This is a genomic window from Streptomyces sp. V4I23 (genome assembly GCF_030817975.1).
Classification (GTDB): Bacteria; Actinomycetota; Actinomycetes; order Streptomycetales; family Streptomycetaceae; genus Streptomyces.
The window spans coordinates 4,845,524-4,863,950 of the sequence record NZ_JAUSZW010000004.1 but is presented as its reverse complement, the minus strand read 5'-3'; the positions used below and the strand labels follow the sequence as shown (position 1 = coordinate 4,863,950).

The window sequence follows — 18,427 nt, the reverse complement described above, 5'->3', positions numbered from 1 at the left end:
GTGCTGAGTGCGGGGGGCGCAACGGCAGCTGGGCCGCTGATCCGAGCGAGCGACGACGTACCGGTGGACATTCCGCGTGTCCCCGCCCGTGAGGCCGCGGAACGCGAGCTGTCCGATCCGATGTACCACGAGAACGATCCGAACCTGCTCGAGCGGGCACTGGACAGGTTCTGGGACTGGGTCGGCAGTCTCTTCGAGGGCGCAGGCGGTGCAGGCATCGGCGGAACAACCGGACTGGTCGTCATCTTCCTCGTCGTCATCGCCCTGGCGGCAGCCCTGTGGTGGCGTCTCGGCACACCCCAGCGCACCCCCGTCTCGGCGGACTCCCTCTTCGACGCCGGGCCCCGCAGCGCTGCCGAACACCGCACCGCCGCCGAGGAACACGCCGCCGCCGCACGCTGGAACCAGGCCGTCCAGGAGCGGATGCGCGCCATCGTCCGCTCCCTGGAGGAGCGAGCCCTGCTCGCGCCGCGCCCGGGGCGAACCGCCGACGAGGCCGCCGCCGAAGCCGGCCGCTCCCTGCCGCCCCATGCCGATGAACTCCGCGCGGCCGCCAGAGCGTTCGACGACATCACATATGGCGGCCGCACCGCGGACCGGCAGTCGTACGAACGCCTGCGAGACCTGGACCTCGAACTGGAGCGCGCCAAGCCCCAACTGACAGAGGCCGCCCAAGGAGCCGCCGAATGACCGGGGCCGCCACCACCTCCATGTCCCCCACCGCGCGCCAGGTGTGGACGCGTGCTCGCGGAGTCCTCGTCGTCATCCTCCTGCTCGTCGCGGCGGGCATCGCCATGGCAGCCGTGCGCTCCGGAGATCACCACGGCCGTCTCGACCCCCGCTCCGCGGACCAGTACGGCAGCCGCGCGGTTGCCGAACTCCTCAAGAACCGCGGGGTGTCCGTCCGAGTAGTCACCACACTCGACGCGGCAGGCGCAGCCGCCGGCCCCGGCACCACACTCCTCGTCACCGAACCAGACTTGTTGACCAGCGCCCAGCAAGAGGCCCTCCACTCGGCGACCTCGTCCTCCGGCGGGCGCACAGTGCTCCTTGCCGCAGGCTCCGCCTCCATCGACACGCTGGCTCCCGGCGTCCGTGCCGACGTCCCGGCACGGGTCGCGCCCCGCACTCCGCAGTGCACCTACCCGGTCGCGCGCCGGGCGGGCAACGCCGAACTCGGCGGGGAGCGTTACAGCACCGACGCACCTGGCGCCGACAGCTGCTACCCGAGCGACGGACTGCCGTCCCTGCTCAGGGTCAACACCCCGGCCGACGGTGACACCATCCTTCTCGGTGCCCCGGACATCCTCTACAACGACCGTCTCGACAAACACGGCAACGCCTCCCTTGCGCTTCAACTCCTCGGGTCACGGCCCGAGCTGGTCTGGTACATGCCGTCGCTCAGCGACCCCTCCGCCGTAGACAGCGGTCAAGAGCGGGACGGCGGCGAAGAACGTGCCGAGAGTGAAAGCGCCTTCCTGGACCTCATCCCGTCCGGCTGGCTCTGGGGCACGCTCCAACTCGCGCTTGCAGCCGTCCTCGCCGCCATCTGGCGTGCACGCCGCCTCGGCCCGCTGGTCACCGAGCGCCTGCCGGTCGCCATCCGCGCCTCAGAGGCCACCGAAGGCCGCGCCCGCCTCTACCGCAAGGTCAACGCCCGCGACCGCGCCGCCGCCTCCCTGCGCTCCGCCACCCGGGCCCGCCTCGCCCCACTCCTAGGTCTGCCGCCGGCCGAAGCGCAATCCCCCGACGCTCTGGTCCCCGCGGTCACCGACCAACTGCCCGCCACCGCCCGGGACATCCGCGACCTGCTCTTCGGCCCCGCCCCGGCCGACGACCCCAGCCTTGTTCACCTGGCCGACCAACTCGACGCCCTCGAAAGAGAGGTACGCACCTCATGAGCGCCCCGACCCCCGAGACAGCCGAGAACTCGGACCGCGCCCGCACCTCCCTGGAGGCCCTGCGCACCGAGATCGCCAAGGCGGTGGTCGGCCAGGACCCTGCTGTCACCGGTCTCGTCGTGGCTCTGCTCTGCCGCGGCCACGTCCTGCTCGAAGGAGTCCCCGGAGTCGCCAAGACGCTGCTGGTCCGCGCACTTGCCGCCTCCGTCGAACTCGACACCAAGCGCGTCCAGTTCACCCCCGACCTGATGCCCAGCGACGTCACCGGCTCCCTGGTCTACGACACGCACACCTCGGAATTCTCCTTCCAGCAAGGCCCGGTGTTCACCAACCTCCTTCTGGCCGACGAGATCAACCGCACCCCTCCCAAGACGCAGTCGTCACTGCTGGAAGCGATGGAAGAGCGCCAGGTGACGGTCGACGGCACACCGCGGCCCCTCCCCGAGCCCTTTCTCGTCGCCGCTACGCAGAACCCCGTCGAGTACGAGGGCACCTATCCGCTCCCCGAGGCACAGCTCGACCGCTTCCTCCTCAAGCTCACCGTCCCCCTCCCCTCACGCGAGGACGAGATCAATGTCCTCACGCGTCACGCCGAGGGCTTCAACCCGCGCGACCTCGCTGCCGCGGGCGTCCGCCCCGTAGCCGGCGCCGCCGACCTGGCCGCGGCCCGGGCCGCCGTCGCCAAGGTCTCGGTTTCGGCCGAGATCGCGGGCTATGTCGTCGACATCTGCCGCGCCACCCGCGAATCCCCGTCGCTCACCCTGGGCGCCTCACCCCGCGGTGCGACAGCCCTGCTCTCCACCGCCCGCGCCTGGGCCTGGCTCACGGGCCGGGACTACGTCATCCCGGACGACGTGAAGGCTCTGGCACTGCCCACCCTGCGTCATCGGATCCAGCTGCGCCCCGAAGCAGAGATGGAAGGAGTCACCGCCGACTCCGTCATCACCGCCATCCTCGCCCACGTCCCCGTCCCCCGCTGAGGCTGGTCATGGCCCTCACCGGACGGACGGCGCTTCTCGCGGCTCTTGGCTCTCTCCTCGTCGGCATCCTCGCCCCCAGCTGGACGGGGGTGCTCGCTATCAACGCGCCTCTCTCACTCGCAATCTTGTGCGACTACGCCCTCGCCGCGCCAGTGCGCACGCTCCGTTTCACCCGATCCGGTGATACGTCTGTTCGACTCGGTGACGTGGCTCAGATCGAGCTGACCCTCACCAATCCGTCCGGTCGACCGCTCCGCGCCCAGCTCCGGGACGCATGGCCCCCGAGCAGCTGGGCTTCCGGGACCGAGCAGTCCGCCTCCAGACATCGCCTGGGGGTGCCCGCAGGAGAGCGCCGGCGGGTCACGACGCTGCTCACTCCAACCCGCCGAGGCGACCGGCACTCCGAGCGCGTCACCGTGCGCTCCTACGGACCGCTTGGCCTCGCCGCCCGCCAGGGCAATCACCATGTCCCCTGGACCGTACGCGTGCTGCCCCCCTTCACCAGCCGCAAGCACCTGCCCTCGCGGCTGGCCAGGCTCCGCGAACTCGACGGCCGGACCAGCACCCTGATCCGCGGGCAGGGCACAGAGTTCGACAGCCTCCGCGACTACGTCCCCGGGGACGACACCCGCTCGATCGACTGGCGTGCCACCGCCCGCAGGACCACCGTCGCCGTCCGCACTTGGCGGCCGGAGCGGGACCGGCACATTCTCGTGGTCCTCGACACCGGCCGGACGTCGGCAGGCCGGGTCGGCGACGTCCCGCGACTGGACGCCGCCATGGATGCGGCGCTGCTCCTCAGCGCCCTTGCCTCACGCGCCGGCGACCGAGTCGGTCTGCTGGCCTATGACCGGCGGGTACGTGCTCAGGTACAAGGCCGCTCGGCCGGTGACATCCTCCCCGCCATGGTCAACGCGTTCGCACCGCTGGAACCGGAACTCGTCGAAACCGACGCCCGTGGACTCAGTGCCGCCGCACTGCAGAACGCTCCCCGCGGGTCACTCGTCGTCCTCTTGACCAGCCTCGACGCCACTCCGATCGACGAGGGGCTGCTGCCGGTTCTCCCTCAGCTCACTCGTCGGCACACCGTGCTGGTCGCGTCCGTCGCCGACCCGCACGTCGAGCAGATGACCGCCAAGCGCGGCAGCGCAGAGGGCGTCTACGAGGCAGCAGCCGGCACGCAGGCCCATAGCCAGCGACAGCGAACGGCCGAACAACTCCAGCGCCACGGGGTCACGGTCGTCGACGCAACTCCGGAAAAGCTCGCCCCCGCACTGGCAGATGCCTACCTCGCGTTGAAGGCCGCCGGTCGCCTGTGACGCCGACGAAGGCGTAAGCAGCCTCAGCGTGCTTGGCCGTCCACATCCTGTGGCCGGCCGAGCACGAAAAGCATCCACATCGAAAACACCCCGGAACGCAGGAAAGCCCCGGAACAGTGTTCCGGGGCTTTCCCACAATGATTGTTCGGCGGCGTCCTACTCTCCCACAGGGTCCCCCCTGCAGTACCATCGGCGCTGAAAGGCTTAGCTTCCGGGTTCGGAATGTAACCGGGCGTTTCCCTAACGCAATGACCACCGAAACTCTATGAAGATGTCCGAACTACCAGCCGGCAAGGCGAGTTCGTTACTTCAGAACTAACACAGTGGACGCGAGCAACTGAGGACAAGCCCTCGGCCTATTAGTACCGGTCAACTCCACCAGTTACCTGGCTTCCATATCCGGCCTATCAACCCAGTCGTCTACTGGGAGCCTTACCCTCTCAAGGAGGTGGGAGTCCTCATCTCGAAGCAGGCTTCCCGCTTAGATGCTTTCAGCGGTTATCCTTTCCGAACGTAGCCAACCAGCCATGCCCTTGGCAGGACAACTGGCACACCAGAGGTTCGTCCGTCCCGGTCCTCTCGTACTAGGGACAGCCCTTCTCAAGACTCCTACGCGCACAGCGGATAGGGACCGAACTGTCTCACGACGTTCTAAACCCAGCTCGCGTACCGCTTTAATGGGCGAACAGCCCAACCCTTGGGACCGACTCCAGCCCCAGGATGCGACGAGCCGACATCGAGGTGCCAAACCATCCCGTCGATATGGACTCTTGGGGAAGATCAGCCTGTTATCCCCGGGGTACCTTTTATCCGTTGAGCGACGGCGCTTCCACAAGCCACCGCCGGATCACTAGTCCCGACTTTCGTCCCTGCTCGACCCGTCGGTCTCACAGTCAAGCTCCCTTGTGCACTTACACTCAACACCTGATTGCCAACCAGGCTGAGGGAACCTTTGGGCGCCTCCGTTACCCTTTGGGAGGCAACCGCCCCAGTTAAACTACCCATCAGACACTGTCCCTGATCCGGATCACGGACCCAGGTTAGACATCCAGCACGACCAGAGTGGTATTTCAACGACGACTCCACCTGAACTGGCGTCCAAGCTTCACAGTCTCCCACCTATCCTACACAAGCCGAACCGAACACCAATATCAAACTGTAGTAAAGGTCCCGGGGTCTTTCCGTCCTGCTGCGCGAAACGAGCATCTTTACTCGTAGTGCAATTTCACCGGGCCTATGGTTGAGACAGTCGAGAAGTCGTTACGCCATTCGTGCAGGTCGGAACTTACCCGACAAGGAATTTCGCTACCTTAGGATGGTTATAGTTACCACCGCCGTTTACTGGCGCTTAAGTTCTCAGCTTCGCCGACCCGAAAGTCAGCTAACCGGTCCCCTTAACGTTCCAGCACCGGGCAGGCGTCAGTCCGTATACATCGCCTTACGGCTTCGCACGGACCTGTGTTTTTAGTAAACAGTCGCTTCTCGCTGGTCTCTGCGGCCACCCCCAGCTCACCGAGTAAATCGGATCACCGGTGATGGCCCCCCTTCTCCCGAAGTTACGGGGGCATTTTGCCGAGTTCCTTAACCATAGTTCACCCGAACGCCTCGGTATTCTCTACCTGACCACCTGAGTCGGTTTAGGGTACGGGCCGCCATGAAACTCGCTAGAGGCTTTTCTCGACAGCATAGGATCATCCACTTCACCACAATCGGCTCGGCATCAGGTCTCAGCCTTGATGTTGTGCGGATTTGCCTACACAACGGCCTACACCCTTACCCCGGGACAACCACCGCCCGGGCTGGACTACCTTCCTGCGTCACCCCATCACTTACCTACTACCGCCTTGGGTCAGCGGCTCCACCACTCCGACCTCGTCCGAAGACTCAGCCGGCGGCTTCACGGCCTTAGCATTAACGGGTTCAGTACTGGGCGTTTCAAAGCGGGTACCGGAATATCAACCGGTTGTCCATCGACTACGCCTGTCGGCCTCGCCTTAGGTCCCGACTTACCCTGGGCAGATCAGCTTGACCCAGGAACCCTTAGTCAATCGGCGCACACGTTTCTCACGTGTGTATCGCTACTCATGCCTGCATTCTCACTCGTGAACCGTCCACAACTCGCTTCCGCGGCTGCTTCACCCGGCACACGACGCTCCCCTACCCATCACAGTCCCCGTTGGGGGTATGTACTGCAATGACACGACTTCGGCGGTACGCTTGAGCCCCGCTACATTGTCGGCGCGGAATCACTTGACCAGTGAGCTATTACGCACTCTTTCAAGGGTGGCTGCTTCTAAGCCAACCTCCTGGTTGTCTCTGCGACTCCACATCCTTTCCCACTTAGCGTACGCTTAGGGGCCTTAGTCGATGCTCTGGGCTGTTTCCCTCTCGACCATGGAGCTTATCCCCCACAGTCTCACTGCCGCGCTCTCACTTACCGGCATTCGGAGTTTGGCTAAGGTCAGTAACCCGGTAGGGCCCATCGCCTATCCAGTGCTCTACCTCCGGCAAGAAACACACGACGCTGCACCTAAATGCATTTCGGGGAGAACCAGCTATCACGGAGTTTGATTGGCCTTTCACCCCTAACCACAGGTCATCCCCCAGGTTTTCAACCCTGGTGGGTTCGGTCCTCCACGAAGTCTTACCTCCGCTTCAACCTGCCCATGGCTAGATCACTCCGCTTCGGGTCTTGAGCGCGCTACTATGTCGCCCTGTTCGGACTCGCTTTCGCTACGGCTTCCCCACACGGGTTAACCTCGCAACACACCGCAAACTCGCAGGCTCATTCTTCAAAAGGCACGCAGTCACGAGACGCACCGAAGTACGTCCGACGCTCCCACGGCTTGTAGGCACACGGTTTCAGGTACTATTTCACTCCGCTCCCGCGGTACTTTTCACCATTCCCTCACGGTACTATCCGCTATCGGTCACCAGGGAATATTTAGGCTTAGCGGGTGGTCCCGCCAGATTCACACGGGATTTCTCGGGCCCCGTGCTACTTGGGTGTTCTCCAAACGAGCCGCTGATGTTTCAGCTACGGGGGTCTTACCCTCTACGCCGGACCTTTCGCATGTCCTTCGCCTACATCAACGGTTTCTGACTCGTCTCACGGCCGGCAGACCGTGAAAGGAAAATCCCACAACCCCGCATGCGCAACCCCTGCCGGGTATCACACGCATACGGTTTGGCCTCATCCGGTTTCGCTCGCCACTACTCCCGGAATCACGGTTGTTTTCTCTTCCTGAGGGTACTGAGATGTTTCACTTCCCCTCGTTCCCTCCACACTGCCTATGTGTTCAGCAGTGGGTGACAGCCCATGACGACTGCCGGGTTTCCCCATTCGGAAACCCCCGGATCAAAGCCTGGTTGACGACTCCCCGGGGACTATCGTGGCCTCCCACGTCCTTCATCGGTTCCTGGTGCCAAGGCATCCACCGTGCGCCCTTAAAAACTTGGCCACAGATGCTCGCGTCCACTGTGCAGTTCTCAAGCAACGACCAGCCACCCACCACCCCACCCCGATACAGGGCGAGTTCACTGGGGCCGGCATCCCGAAGGGCGAGCAACGCTCGCACCCTCAGACACCCAACAGCGTGCCCGGCACAGCCGATCCCTGGATGGTCGCGTTCCACGCTCCGAGGAGCAGTACTAGCGGTCACCAGTGACCGAGTGCGCCGAATAATCAACGTTCCACCCATGAGCTGACCGTGCAGAACGTTTGTCTGCAATCGGTGCTGTGCTCCTTAGAAAGGAGGTGATCCAGCCGCACCTTCCGGTACGGCTACCTTGTTACGACTTCGTCCCAATCGCCAGTCCCACCTTCGACAGCTCCCTCCCCGAGGGGTTGGGCCACCGGCTTCGGGTGTTACCGACTTTCGTGACGTGACGGGCGGTGTGTACAAGGCCCGGGAACGTATTCACCGCAGCAATGCTGATCTGCGATTACTAGCAACTCCGACTTCATGGGGTCGAGTTGCAGACCCCAATCCGAACTGAGACCGGCTTTTTGAGATTCGCTCCGCCTCGCGGCTTCGCAGCTCTTTGTACCGGCCATTGTAGCACGTGTGCAGCCCAAGACATAAGGGGCATGATGACTTGACGTCGTCCCCACCTTCCTCCGAGTTGACCCCGGCAGTCTCCTGTGAGTCCCCATCACCCCGAAGGGCATGCTGGCAACACAGAACAAGGGTTGCGCTCGTTGCGGGACTTAACCCAACATCTCACGACACGAGCTGACGACAGCCATGCACCACCTGTATACCGACCACAAGGGGGCGACCATCTCTGGCCGTTTCCGGTATATGTCAAGCCTTGGTAAGGTTCTTCGCGTTGCGTCGAATTAAGCCACATGCTCCGCTGCTTGTGCGGGCCCCCGTCAATTCCTTTGAGTTTTAGCCTTGCGGCCGTACTCCCCAGGCGGGGAACTTAATGCGTTAGCTGCGGCACCGACGACGTGGAATGTCGCCAACACCTAGTTCCCAACGTTTACGGCGTGGACTACCAGGGTATCTAATCCTGTTCGCTCCCCACGCTTTCGCTCCTCAGCGTCAGTAATGGCCCAGAGATCCGCCTTCGCCACCGGTGTTCCTCCTGATATCTGCGCATTTCACCGCTACACCAGGAATTCCGATCTCCCCTACCACACTCTAGCCTGCCCGTATCGAATGCAGACCCGGGGTTAAGCCCCGGGCTTTCACATCCGACGTGACAAGCCGCCTACGAGCTCTTTACGCCCAATAATTCCGGACAACGCTTGCGCCCTACGTATTACCGCGGCTGCTGGCACGTAGTTAGCCGGCGCTTCTTCTGCAGGTACCGTCACTTTCGCTTCTTCCCTGCTGAAAGAGGTTTACAACCCGAAGGCCGTCATCCCTCACGCGGCGTCGCTGCATCAGGCTTTCGCCCATTGTGCAATATTCCCCACTGCTGCCTCCCGTAGGAGTCTGGGCCGTGTCTCAGTCCCAGTGTGGCCGGTCGCCCTCTCAGGCCGGCTACCCGTCGTCGCCTTGGTAGGCCATCACCCCACCAACAAGCTGATAGGCCGCGGGCTCATCCTGCACCGCCGGAGCTTTCAACCGCAGACCATGCGATCCGCAGTGTTATCCGGTATTAGACCCCGTTTCCAGGGCTTGTCCCAGAGTGCAGGGCAGATTGCCCACGTGTTACTCACCCGTTCGCCACTAATCCCCTCCCGAAGGAGGTTCATCGTTCGACTTGCATGTGTTAAGCACGCCGCCAGCGTTCGTCCTGAGCCAGGATCAAACTCTCCATGAATGTTTACCCGTGATCGGGTGACACATCCGAGAGCGGAACAACCGGTCGGAATAAGACCGGTCGTTCACAGCGTCCTCGCTGTGATTGCCATCCCGCAAGCGGGATGGACTTTTTCAAAGGAACCTCGACCATCCTAAGATGGACGGGGTATCAACATATCTGGCGTTGATTTTTGGCACGCTGTTGAGTTCTCAAGGAACGGACGCTTCCTTTGTACTCACCCGCAGAACATCTTCTGGGGCTTTCCTCCGGGCGCTTCCCTTCGGTCTTGCGTTTCCGACTCTATCAGACTCTTTCGCGTCCGATTTCCTCGGTGCTTTCCAGTTCTTCGCTTTCGCGCTTCCCTTTCCGGCGGACCCGACTTTATCAGAAGCATTTCAGCCGACCAAATCGGCGAGCTGATCCGGATAAAGATTCGGAATGGCTTCTCGGGAATCAGATCCCGGCGGAAGCGAGAGAGACTCTAGATGTTCACGCCCGAACCTGTCCAGTCCAGGCAACTGTCTAAATCTACCTCCCCACCTCTCCCGTGTCAACGGGTCCGGTGGGCGAAGAGGAGGCTAGCAGCTCACAGGGCCTCTCTGCACATCCGCCCCTCAGGCCGCGGACGGGAGCTCCGCGCTCCGGTCCGCCTCGTCCACGTCACCGATGTCGCCCGCCCGGGCGGCTCGGCCGCCGAGGACGTACACGTATGCCAGAAACACCAGCTCAGCGACGACGCCGATGGTGATCCGGGCCCAGGTCGGGAGACCGGACGGGGTCACGAAGGCCTCGATGACGCCGGAGACGAAGAGGACCAGGGCCAGGCCGATGGCCATCCCGATCGCGGCCCGTCCCCGTTGGGCGAGGGCGGTCCGTCGCGACTGCGGACCGGGATCGATGACGGTCCACCCCAGCCGGAGACCGGTGCCGGCCGCGACGAAGACTGCCGTCAGTTCCAGCAGCCCGTGCGGAAGGATCAGCCCGAGGAACGTGTCGAGGCGACCGGCGGACGACATCAGGCCGATGCCGACTCCCAGGTTGAGGACATTGATGAACAGGATCCAGATGACCGGGACGCACAGGAACGCGCCGAGGGCCAGGCACATGGCCGCAGCCTGGGCGTTGTTCGTCCAGACCTGGGCGGCGAACGACGCCGCGGGGTGGCTGGAGTAGTACGTCTCGTAGTCCCCGCCCGGCTTGGTCATCTGCCGCAGCTCCTCCGGAGCGGCGATCGCGGACTGGACCTCGGGGTGGGCGCCGATCCACCAGCCGATGACGGCCGCGAGCAGCGTGGAGAGGACGGCTGTCGGTATCCACCAGTGACGGGAGCGGTAGACCGCCGCCGGAAAGCCCGCGGTCAGGAAGGTGACGACGTCCCGCCAGCCGGCCCGCCGGGTGCCAGTGACCGTGGCGCGAGCGCGCGCGACGAGCTGGGTGAGCCTGCCTGTGAGCGCCGGGTCCGGCGCGCTGGACTGGATAAGGGACAGATGCGTGGCCGTGCGCTGGTACAGGGCGACGAGTTCGTCGGCCTCGGCTCCGGTGAGATGGCCTCCCCTGCGCAGGAGGTAGTCGAGGCGGTCCCACTCTGCGCGGTGGGCGGTGACAAAGACGTCGAGGTCCATGGTCGGCTGCTGCTCCAGGCACTGGGTGCGTACGGTCCGTACTACTGCGGCGCGCTGCCGGTCAGCTTGGCAGACTGAGGAACCAAGGGGCAGGGAAGGTCGAGGAAGACGAGGGGTGGCAGCGGTGAGTGGGCTTGTGACGGGGGACGCGGTCGTACTGGGGCTGCAGCCTGCGAGGTTGCCGAGCCGGGCGCTCGCGATCGTGATCGACCTGGTGGTGGTGTGGACGGCGTATCTGCTGGTGTCGATCGGGCTGGCGGTCGCCACGGCGTCTCTCGACGAGGCTGCGGTCATGGCGGTGTCGATCGCGACGTTCCTGCTGGTGCCCGTGGGTGCGCCGATCGCTGTGGAGACCCTCAGTCATGGGCGGTCGCTGGGCAAGCTGGCCTGTGGGCTACGGGTCGTGCGGGACGACGGAGGGCCCATCCGGTTCCGGCATGCGCTGGTGCGCGGTGCGATGGGGGTGGTGGAGATCCTGATGACGTTCGGGGTCATCGCCTGTATCGCCTCGCTGGTCTCGGCACGGGGGCGGCGCATCGGTGACGTCTTCGCCGGGACGCTGGTCGTACGGGAGCGGGTGCCGGCGGCCCGCGGGGCGCTGGCGGTTCCGCCGCCGCCACCGTGGCTGGTCGGACGGTTCTCCGGGCTCGATCTGTCGGGTGTGCCGGATGACCTGTGGCTCGCCATACGCCAATACCTGACGCGCATGCGGCAGCTGGACGCCGCCGTGAGCTGGTCGATGGCGCAGCGGCTCGCGGGAGACCTGTCGGCGCGTACGGGCACGCCGGCGCCCGAAGGTGTGCCGCCCGCCGCGTATCTGGCGGCTGTGGTGAACGAGCGGCAGGCGCGCGACGCACGACGTGTCTTCGCTGCGGCGGCCAGGTCCGCCGAGGCCGACGACCGTGCCGCTGCGGCCGCGGGGGCATATGCGGTGGAGCCGTCGCGAGCGCCGGACACGGCGGGGCAGGACACGACCGGGGCGGGTATCGGTTCGGGGCCGGAGTCGGCCGGTCCAGCCGGGTCGGGCGGCGAACGGCGGGGAAGCTCGGATCAGGGATCCGCAGGGCACGGATCCGTCGAATCCGGTTCTGGCGGGGGTGGCGGGGCTTCCTGGGCGAGTCCCGGCCTGGCGGCCGGGAACGATACCGGAGTCGCGGCGGTGGGTGCGGCGGTCCCGATCGGTGCGCCAGGGCGTCCGGAACCCGTCGAGGTCAAGCCGCCGTCGTCGACCGGATTCGCACCACCCGCCTGACCCCGCCCGACCGGCCGGCCTCTCCCCAGTGGCGGCCGACGGGCCGATGCCCCCACCGCAGAGCCCGCCGTCAGGGGAAGACCGACGGCGGGCTTTCGAGGTCTTCCAGCTCGATGCCCGGCGCCGCGAGGACCACGTCGCCGGCGATGTGAACGGTGTGCTGTTCGCCCGTGTCCAGGGCGCTGACCTGGTATTCGTCCACGGTCAGGGGGCCATTGTCAGTGGCGTGCGCTTCACTCTTCATCAGGGCCCAGGACTGGTCGACGGTGCGGGGGGCGAGGACCGGGTCCGTGAAGGCGACCATGCGTACGCGGGTCGCGGGGGCGGTGGGGGTGAGACGCAGCAGGCGGGCGGTCGCGACGAGGAAGGCGGGGGAAGTGCCGGTGAAGGCGTGGGCGCGCACATTGCCTTCCGTGGCATGGGCACCGGAGGGGTCGGTCCGGACCCAGGTGACGCCGTCCAGGGCGGCGCCTCGGACCTGCCAGCCCGCTGCGTGGAGTTCGAGTCGGATGGGGCGGCCGAGATCGTCGATGGCCAGGTCGACGGTGCCGGCCTGATCACCGGAGGGGGTGAGTGTGCGGGAGACGTAGCGCCAGCCGGAAGGGCCGGGGGCGCACTGGAAGTGCTCTTCAGCGAGGGGGGTGTGATCGTGCGGATCGTGGAGCGAATAACGGCCGCGGGGCATGGGGGCGTGAGTGTCCTTGTGCGGTGAGGCTCGGCGGCGTGGCGACACGCCCTGACCGGACCGTTCGAGGAGAGGTACGGGGCAGGCCCCCGACACGGGGGTGCGGGGGCCTGCCTGGTACCGATCACGTCCGCCGCCGCTACCCGGCGGCGGACCAGCGATCAGATCCGGACCAGCCGTCAGTCCGGACCAGCGATCAGATCAGTGACGATCGGAGGTGATCGGTGTCGCGGTGGTGATCAGTAGCGGTAGTGGTCGGACTTGTACGGGCCCTCGACCTTGACGCCGATGTACTCCGCCTGCTCCGGGCGCAGGGTGGTGAGCTTGACGCCGAGGGAATCGAGGTGGAGACGGGCGACCTTCTCGTCGAGGTGCTTGGGGAGCACGTAGACGTCGGTCGGGTAGTCCTGGGGCTTGGTGAACAGCTCGATCTGGGCCAGCGTCTGGTCGGCGAAGCTGTTGGACATCACGAACGACGGGTGTCCGGTGGCGTTGCCCAGGTTGAGCAGCCGGCCCTCGGACAGGACGATCAGGACCTTGCCGTCGGGGAAGGTCCAGGTGTGGACCTGGGGCTTGACCTCGTCCTTGACGATGCCGGGCACCTGGGCCAGACCGGCCATGTCGATCTCGTTGTCGAAGTGACCGATGTTGCCCACGATCGCCTGGTGCTTCATCTTGACCATGTCGGAGGCCATGATGATGTCCTTGTTGCCGGTCGTGGTGACGAAGATGTCGGCCGTCTCGACGACCTCGTCGAGGGTCGTGACCTGGTAGCCGTCCATGGCCGCCTGCAGGGCGCAGATCGGGTCGATCTCGGTGATGATCACCCGGGCACCCTGGCCGCGCAGGGACTCCGCGCAGCCCTTGCCGACGTCGCCGTAGCCGCAGACGACGGCCGTCTTGCCGCCGATGAGGACGTCGGTGGCGCGGTTGATGCCGTCGATCAGCGAGTGCCGGCAGCCGTACTTGTTGTCGAACTTCGACTTCGTCACGGCGTCGTTCACGTTGATCGCCGGGAACAGCAGCGTGCCTTCGCGGTGCATCTCGTAGAGACGGTGGACGCCCGTCGTCGTCTCCTCCGTCACACCGCGGATCTCAGACGCAAGCTGCGTCCACTTCTGCGGGTTCTCGGCGAGGGTGCGGTTGAGCAGGGTCAGGATGTGGCCGTACTCCTCGCTGTCCGCGGTCGAGGGGTCCGGGGCCGAGCCGGCCTTCTCGAACTCGACGCCCTTGTGCACGAGCAGGGTGGCGTCACCGCCGTCGTCGAGGATCATGTTCGGGCCGCCGGTGGGGGTGTTCGGCCAGGTCAGGGCCTGCTCCGTGCACCACCAGTACTCCTCCAGCGTCTCGCCCTTCCAGGCGAAGACGGGGACGCCCTGCGGGCTCTCGGGGGTGCCGTTGGGGCCGACGGCGATGGCGGCCGCGGCGTGGTCCTGGGTGGAGAAGATGTTGCAGGAGGCCCAGCGGACCTGGGCACCGAGGGCGACCAGGGTCTCGATCAGCACGGCGGTCTGCACGGTCATGTGCAGGGAGCCGGTGATGCGGGCGCCGGCCAGCGGCTGGGCGGCGGCGTACTCCTTGCGGATCGACATCAGGCCGGGCATCTCGTGCTCGGCGAGAGTGATCTCCTTGCGGCCGAAGGCGGCGAGGGAAAGGTCGGCGACCTTGAAGTCCTGGCCGTTGGCGACAGTCGACATGCGAGCTGCTCCTCGTGGTTCGGGTCGAGGGTGGGTACGGCTTGCTCTGCGGCGGCCTGGACATACGAATGCCCGGGAGCCCGCAGGACAGTCCGTCGGAGGCCCTCTCTCCCTCGGCCGGTCCGCGCGGGACCGCCCGACCGCCATCAGCAGCGACGTCTGACCGGTGACGAATCTACACCGATCAGCCCAGTCGGCCCCAGCCCGCCCGGCCCCTGGTTCCGGCCAGATTCCGCGGTCCGGGGCCTGATCCGACAGCGCTTTCCGCGCTTTTGATTCCGGTGATGCCGCTCGGCCAGGGCCTCGCCACCCTCATCCGGCGCGAGCTGACTCGGAGCAGGAGCGCGAGACCGGCATGTCCACGCTGTTCATGGGGGCAGGCAAGGTGGCTTACGCCGAGGCGCTGGTCGCGGGCGCGTGCGCGTGCGCGTTGAGGAGCTGGGCACGACGGGGCTCGGCGAGGAGAACGTCATTCCCCATGCCCGCCCCGGGCGAGTCAGCGGTTCTCGAGGTGCTGCGCGAGGTCGGTGATCGGCGTCCCGTAGGGTCGGGCGCCGCGCGGGCTTCGCGCTGCGCCCGCACCGCCCGTCGACGGCGGTCGCCGGGGGCACGGGTTCCGGGGAGGGAACAGAGATGGGATCGGGGAGACCGGGGCGCGGCCTGCGCCTGGCCGGATGGGTGCTGGCGCCGCTGGGCGTGACGCTGTTCTTGGGCTCGCTGCTGACGTTCCGGGCGAACTATTCGGGGCTCACGGTCGCGAGCGAGGGCATGAGTCCGACGTACGGCGTCGGTGACCGGCTTTTCTACGAAAAGGTCGACGGCTCGCAGGTGCGCCGCGGGGACGTCGTGCTCTACCGCATGCCGGCCCGTTACAGAGACCTGCCCGTGCTGCAGCGGGTGGTCGGCGTCGGCGGCGACCGGCTCGTGGGCCGCATCGACGGCGGGCCGATCACGGTCAACGGGAAGCCGCTGGCGGAGCCGTACGTCCGGGACGCCGACCCCGTCGGAGGGATGCCCTTCGAGGTGACGGTCCCCGAGGACCGGTTGTTCATGCTCGGGGACAACCGGGGCAACTCCCGCGACTCCCGCTCCTTCGACGACGAGGCCGGCGGAGGGGCCGTGCCGCTCACGGCCGTGCAGGGCCGGATCGTCGACGACGTGAACGTGCCGGTGGCGCTCGGTGCGGCCATGGTGCTCGGAGCGGTGACCGGGCTGACGGGAGCGGGATGCGGGCTGGCCGGGTGGCTGGCCGGACGCAGGCGCCGCGCCCCGTACGGCCCGCCCCCGGTGTACACCCCGTAGCGCGAAGGCGGTTCACGGGAAAGGCCCCGGACCTCACCTTCCGTTCTAGTGGTCGTCGCAACACCCCAGTTCAGGGGATGCGATGGACTTCAAGATCCGGAAGAGCCGCAAGGAGCAAGGGCCCCGCAAGCTGCAACGGGAGCGGGAGCGGGAGGAATACTTCCGGCTCATGCAGCTCGGGTTCGGCAATCTTGAGGCGTCCAGACGAGTCGGGGTCAACCCTCGGACCGGTCGTGAGTGGCGCAACGGCCGGCCCGAGGGCCGGAAGAAGCGTCCGAGGCCACCCGCGAATGCCGTGCGGGTGGCCTCAGGGCCGTCCCGGTACCTGACGGAAGACGAGCGGATCCACATCGCCGACCGGTTCCGGGAGAAGGCGACAGTCCGTGCCATCGCCGCCGAGCTGGGCCGCAGCCCGTCCACCGTCAGCCGGGAGATACGCCGAAACGGCATGCCCCTGCGCGGCGACCGCTTCCGCTGGGCCTACCGGCCCCATGCCGCCCAGCGCCGGGCCCAACAGCGCCGCCCGCGCCCCAAGCCCGGCAAGATCGGTCAGAACCCCGAGCTGCGCGACTTCATCCAGGACCACCTCACCAGGCGGTGGAGCCCTGAGCAGATCTGTCACGCTCTGCGCAGGCGCTTCCCCGACCGGCCGGAGATGCACGTGGTCCACGAGACGATCTACCAGGCCCTCTACGTCCAAGGCCGCGGAGAGCTCCGCCGGGAACTGACCCTGGCCCTGCGGACAGGACGCGCCATGCGCCGCCCTCAACGCCAGGCCCACAGCCGCCAGCAGCGGTTCACACACCCCATGGTGCTGATCAGCGACCGCCCGGCCGAGGCCAACGACCGGGCCGTGCCCGGCCACTGGGAGGGCGACCTCATCGTCGGCAAGGACCACCGCTCGGCCATCGCCACGCTGGTGGAGCGCAGCACGCGCTACCTCATGCTGGTACACCTGCCCCAGGGCAGCGGCGCGGTCGCTGTCGGCGACGCCCTGGCGGATACTGTCCAGACCTTGCCGGAGCACCTGAAGAGGTCCCTGACCTGGGACCAGGGCTCCGAAATGGCCGGTCACCACACGTTCAGCGTCACCACCGGCATTCCGGTCTACTTCTGCAACCCCGGCAGCCCTTGGCAGCGTGGGTCGAACGAGAACACGAACGGCCTGTTGCGGCAGTACTTCCCCAAGGGCACCGACCTGTCCCGGCACACCCGTGAGCACCTCGACACCGTTGCTGCCGAACTCAACAGCCGCCCACGCAAGACGCTCGGCTGGGAAACCCCAGCCGAGCGTCTGTCTAAACTGCTCGCCGCCACACGTCAGTGATCACGTGTTGCGACGACCACCGGAAACCGCCCACCGGTCCGGGGCCTTTCCCGTGCTGTCAGCGGCTCAGTGGCCGGAACCGCCCGGCGCCTCACCGCGGTCGGCGCCCGCCGCTGCCGCGGACTCGTCGTAGATGTCCGGCTCCAGGTAGATCACACGCGCGATCGGCACGGCCTGGCGGATGCGGTCCTCGGCGGCGTCGATCGCCGCGGCCACCTCGGCCGCCGTGTCCTCGTGTTGGACGGCGATCTTCGCGGCGACGAGCAGTTCCTCGGGGCCGAGGTGCAGCGTGCGCATGTGGATGATGCGGGTGACCACGTCGCCGTCCACGAGGGCGGTCTTGATCTTCTCGACCTCTTCCGTGCCGGCGGCCTCGCCGAGCAGCAGGGACTTCGTCTCGGCGGCGAGCACGACGGCGATGACGATCAGCAGGACACCGATGCACAGGGTGCCGATGCCGTCCCAGACGCCGTTGCCGGTGGCGATGGCCAGGCTCACGCCGACCAGCGCCAGGATCAGACCGACCAGCGCGCCCAGGTCCTCCAGCAGGACGACCGGCAGCTCGGGGGCCTTGGCCCGGCGCACGAACTGCGGCCAGCTCAGCTTGCCCCGCAGCTCGTTCGACTCCTTGATGGCGGTGCGGAACGAGAACGCCTCCGCGATGATCGCGAAGACGAGGACGCCGATCGGCCAGTACCAGTCCGTGATCTCGTGGGGGTGCTTGATCTTCTCGTAGCCCTCGTAGATGGCGAACATGCCACCGACGGAGAAGAGCACGATGGAGACGAGGAAGGCGTAGATGTAGCGCTCGCGCCCGTAGCCGAAGGGGTGTTGCGGGGTGGCCTCGCGCTGGGCCTTCTTGCCGCCGAGCAGCAGGAGTCCCTGGTTGCCGGAGTCGGCCAGCGAGTGGACGCTCTCCGCGAGCATCGACGACGATCCGCTGAAGAGGAACGCCACGAACTTCGCTACCGCGATAGCGAGGTTGGCGGCGAGTGCCGCCACGATCGCCTTGGTGCCGCCTGACGCGCTCATGTGTTCCGGGTGTCCCTTCGTACTGACGTCGATCGCTTCCGGGGCTTTGCC

Annotated in this window: 12 protein-coding genes and 3 rRNA genes; 8 read left to right on the top strand and 7 right to left on the bottom strand. The window is 66.4% G+C overall.

What is annotated here, in order from left to right:
* Genes QFZ82_RS24445 through QFZ82_RS24430 form a run of 4 tightly spaced genes read left to right on the top strand, consistent with a single transcriptional unit; the run spans position 1 to position 4,200 of the window.
* The gene (locus tag QFZ82_RS24445) at positions 1-690 is read left to right on the top strand and encodes a DUF4129 domain-containing protein (protein WP_307715194.1); all 690 of its coding nucleotides are present in this window, start codon (positions 1-3) and stop codon (positions 688-690) included.
* On the top strand, positions 687-1,901 hold the full coding sequence (locus QFZ82_RS24440; RefSeq protein ID WP_307715193.1) for a DUF4350 domain-containing protein: 1,215 nt from the start codon (positions 687-689) through the stop codon (positions 1,899-1,901). Before QFZ82_RS24445 ends, QFZ82_RS24440 begins: the two co-directional genes overlap by 4 nt.
* Complete coding sequence (locus QFZ82_RS24435) at positions 1,898-2,881, top strand: MoxR family ATPase (RefSeq protein WP_307715192.1); 984 nt, start codon at positions 1,898-1,900, stop codon at positions 2,879-2,881. The genes QFZ82_RS24440 and QFZ82_RS24435 overlap by 4 nt, the downstream gene beginning before the upstream one ends.
* A gap of 8 nt (positions 2,882-2,889) precedes the next feature.
* A complete protein-coding gene (locus QFZ82_RS24430) occupies positions 2,890-4,200 on the top strand; it encodes a DUF58 domain-containing protein (protein WP_307715191.1) in 1,311 nt (436 codons plus the stop codon).
* A gap of 143 nt (positions 4,201-4,343) precedes the next feature.
* Here QFZ82_RS24430 and rrf read toward each other — a convergent pair.
* The 3 genes from rrf to QFZ82_RS24415 form a co-directional block, all read right to left on the bottom strand.
* Positions 4,344-4,460 (bottom strand): 5S ribosomal RNA (rrf, locus tag QFZ82_RS24425).
* Positions 4,461-4,539: 79 nt separating this feature from the next.
* Positions 4,540-7,661 (bottom strand): 23S ribosomal RNA (locus QFZ82_RS24420).
* A 289-nt stretch (positions 7,662-7,950) separates the two neighbouring features.
* Positions 7,951-9,477 (bottom strand): 16S ribosomal RNA (locus tag QFZ82_RS24415).
* Together the 16S, 23S and 5S rRNA genes form the textbook arrangement of a ribosomal RNA operon.
* Positions 9,478-9,615: 138 nt before the next feature.
* Here QFZ82_RS24415 and QFZ82_RS24410 point away from each other — a divergent pair.
* Positions 9,616-9,879, top strand: a complete 264-nt coding sequence (locus tag QFZ82_RS24410) for a hypothetical protein (protein ID WP_307715190.1) — start codon at positions 9,616-9,618, stop codon at positions 9,877-9,879.
* A 194-nt stretch (positions 9,880-10,073) separates the two neighbouring features.
* Here the strand turns inward: QFZ82_RS24410 and QFZ82_RS24405 are convergent, their stop codons facing one another.
* Positions 10,074-11,081, bottom strand: a complete 1,008-nt coding sequence (locus tag QFZ82_RS24405) for a stage II sporulation protein M (RefSeq protein ID WP_307715189.1) — start codon at positions 11,079-11,081, stop codon at positions 10,074-10,076.
* Positions 11,082-11,205: 124 nt separating this feature from the next.
* Here QFZ82_RS24405 and QFZ82_RS24400 point away from each other — a divergent pair, with 124 nt between their 5' ends.
* Positions 11,206-12,333 carry an RDD family protein gene (locus tag QFZ82_RS24400; RefSeq protein ID WP_307715188.1) on the top strand — a complete coding sequence of 376 codons (1,128 nt, stop codon included), beginning with the start codon at positions 11,206-11,208 and terminating at the stop codon, positions 12,331-12,333.
* Between the two features lie 70 nt (positions 12,334-12,403).
* Here the strand turns inward: QFZ82_RS24400 and QFZ82_RS24395 are convergent, their stop codons facing one another.
* Both QFZ82_RS24395 and ahcY read right to left on the bottom strand, forming a co-directional pair.
* A complete protein-coding gene (locus QFZ82_RS24395; RefSeq protein WP_307715187.1) occupies positions 12,404-13,018 on the bottom strand; it encodes a hypothetical protein in 615 nt (204 codons plus the stop codon).
* 239 nt (positions 13,019-13,257) lie between these two features.
* Complete coding sequence (gene ahcY / locus QFZ82_RS24390; RefSeq protein WP_307715186.1) at positions 13,258-14,715, bottom strand: adenosylhomocysteinase; 1,458 nt, start codon at positions 14,713-14,715, stop codon at positions 13,258-13,260.
* Between the two features lie 633 nt (positions 14,716-15,348).
* Between ahcY and lepB the strand changes: the two genes are divergently transcribed.
* Together lepB and QFZ82_RS24380 are read left to right on the top strand one after the other, a co-directional pair.
* A complete protein-coding gene (lepB, locus tag QFZ82_RS24385) occupies positions 15,349-16,017 on the top strand; it encodes a signal peptidase I (protein ID WP_307715185.1) in 669 nt (222 codons plus the stop codon).
* 169 nt (positions 16,018-16,186) lie between these two features.
* Positions 16,187-17,344: an IS30 family transposase gene (locus tag QFZ82_RS24380; RefSeq protein ID WP_307717827.1), complete on the top strand. Its 1,158-nt coding sequence runs from the start codon at positions 16,187-16,189 to the stop codon at positions 17,342-17,344.
* A 66-nt stretch (positions 17,345-17,410) separates the two neighbouring features.
* On the opposite strand, the gene QFZ82_RS24375 is transcribed toward QFZ82_RS24380, so the two are convergent.
* Positions 17,411-18,376 carry a cation diffusion facilitator family transporter gene (locus tag QFZ82_RS24375; protein WP_307715184.1) on the bottom strand — a complete coding sequence of 322 codons (966 nt, stop codon included), beginning with the start codon at positions 18,374-18,376 and terminating at the stop codon, positions 17,411-17,413.
* Positions 18,377-18,427: the final 51 nt, after the last annotated feature.

Coding starts and splice junctions, on each gene's coding strand:
- QFZ82_RS24405 (WP_307715189.1), bottom strand. CDS start 11,081: ATGGACCTCGACGTCTTTGTCACCGCCCACCGCGCAGAGTGGGACCGC.
- QFZ82_RS24440 (WP_307715193.1), top strand. CDS start 687: ATGACCGGGGCCGCCACCACCTCCATGTCCCCCACCGCGCGCCAGGTG.
- QFZ82_RS24375 (WP_307715184.1), bottom strand. CDS start 18,376: ATGAGCGCGTCAGGCGGCACCAAGGCGATCGTGGCGGCACTCGCCGCC.
- QFZ82_RS24410 (WP_307715190.1), top strand. CDS start 9,616: ATGGACGGGGTATCAACATATCTGGCGTTGATTTTTGGCACGCTGTTG.
- ahcY (WP_307715186.1), bottom strand. CDS start 14,715: ATGTCGACTGTCGCCAACGGCCAGGACTTCAAGGTCGCCGACCTTTCC.
- QFZ82_RS24380 (WP_307717827.1), top strand. CDS start 16,187: ATGCAGCTCGGGTTCGGCAATCTTGAGGCGTCCAGACGAGTCGGGGTC.
- QFZ82_RS24395 (WP_307715187.1), bottom strand. CDS start 13,018: ATGCCCCGCGGCCGTTATTCGCTCCACGATCCGCACGATCACACCCCC.
- lepB (WP_307715185.1), top strand. CDS start 15,349: ATGGGATCGGGGAGACCGGGGCGCGGCCTGCGCCTGGCCGGATGGGTG.
- QFZ82_RS24430 (WP_307715191.1), top strand. CDS start 2,890: ATGGCCCTCACCGGACGGACGGCGCTTCTCGCGGCTCTTGGCTCTCTC.
- QFZ82_RS24435 (WP_307715192.1), top strand. CDS start 1,898: ATGAGCGCCCCGACCCCCGAGACAGCCGAGAACTCGGACCGCGCCCGC.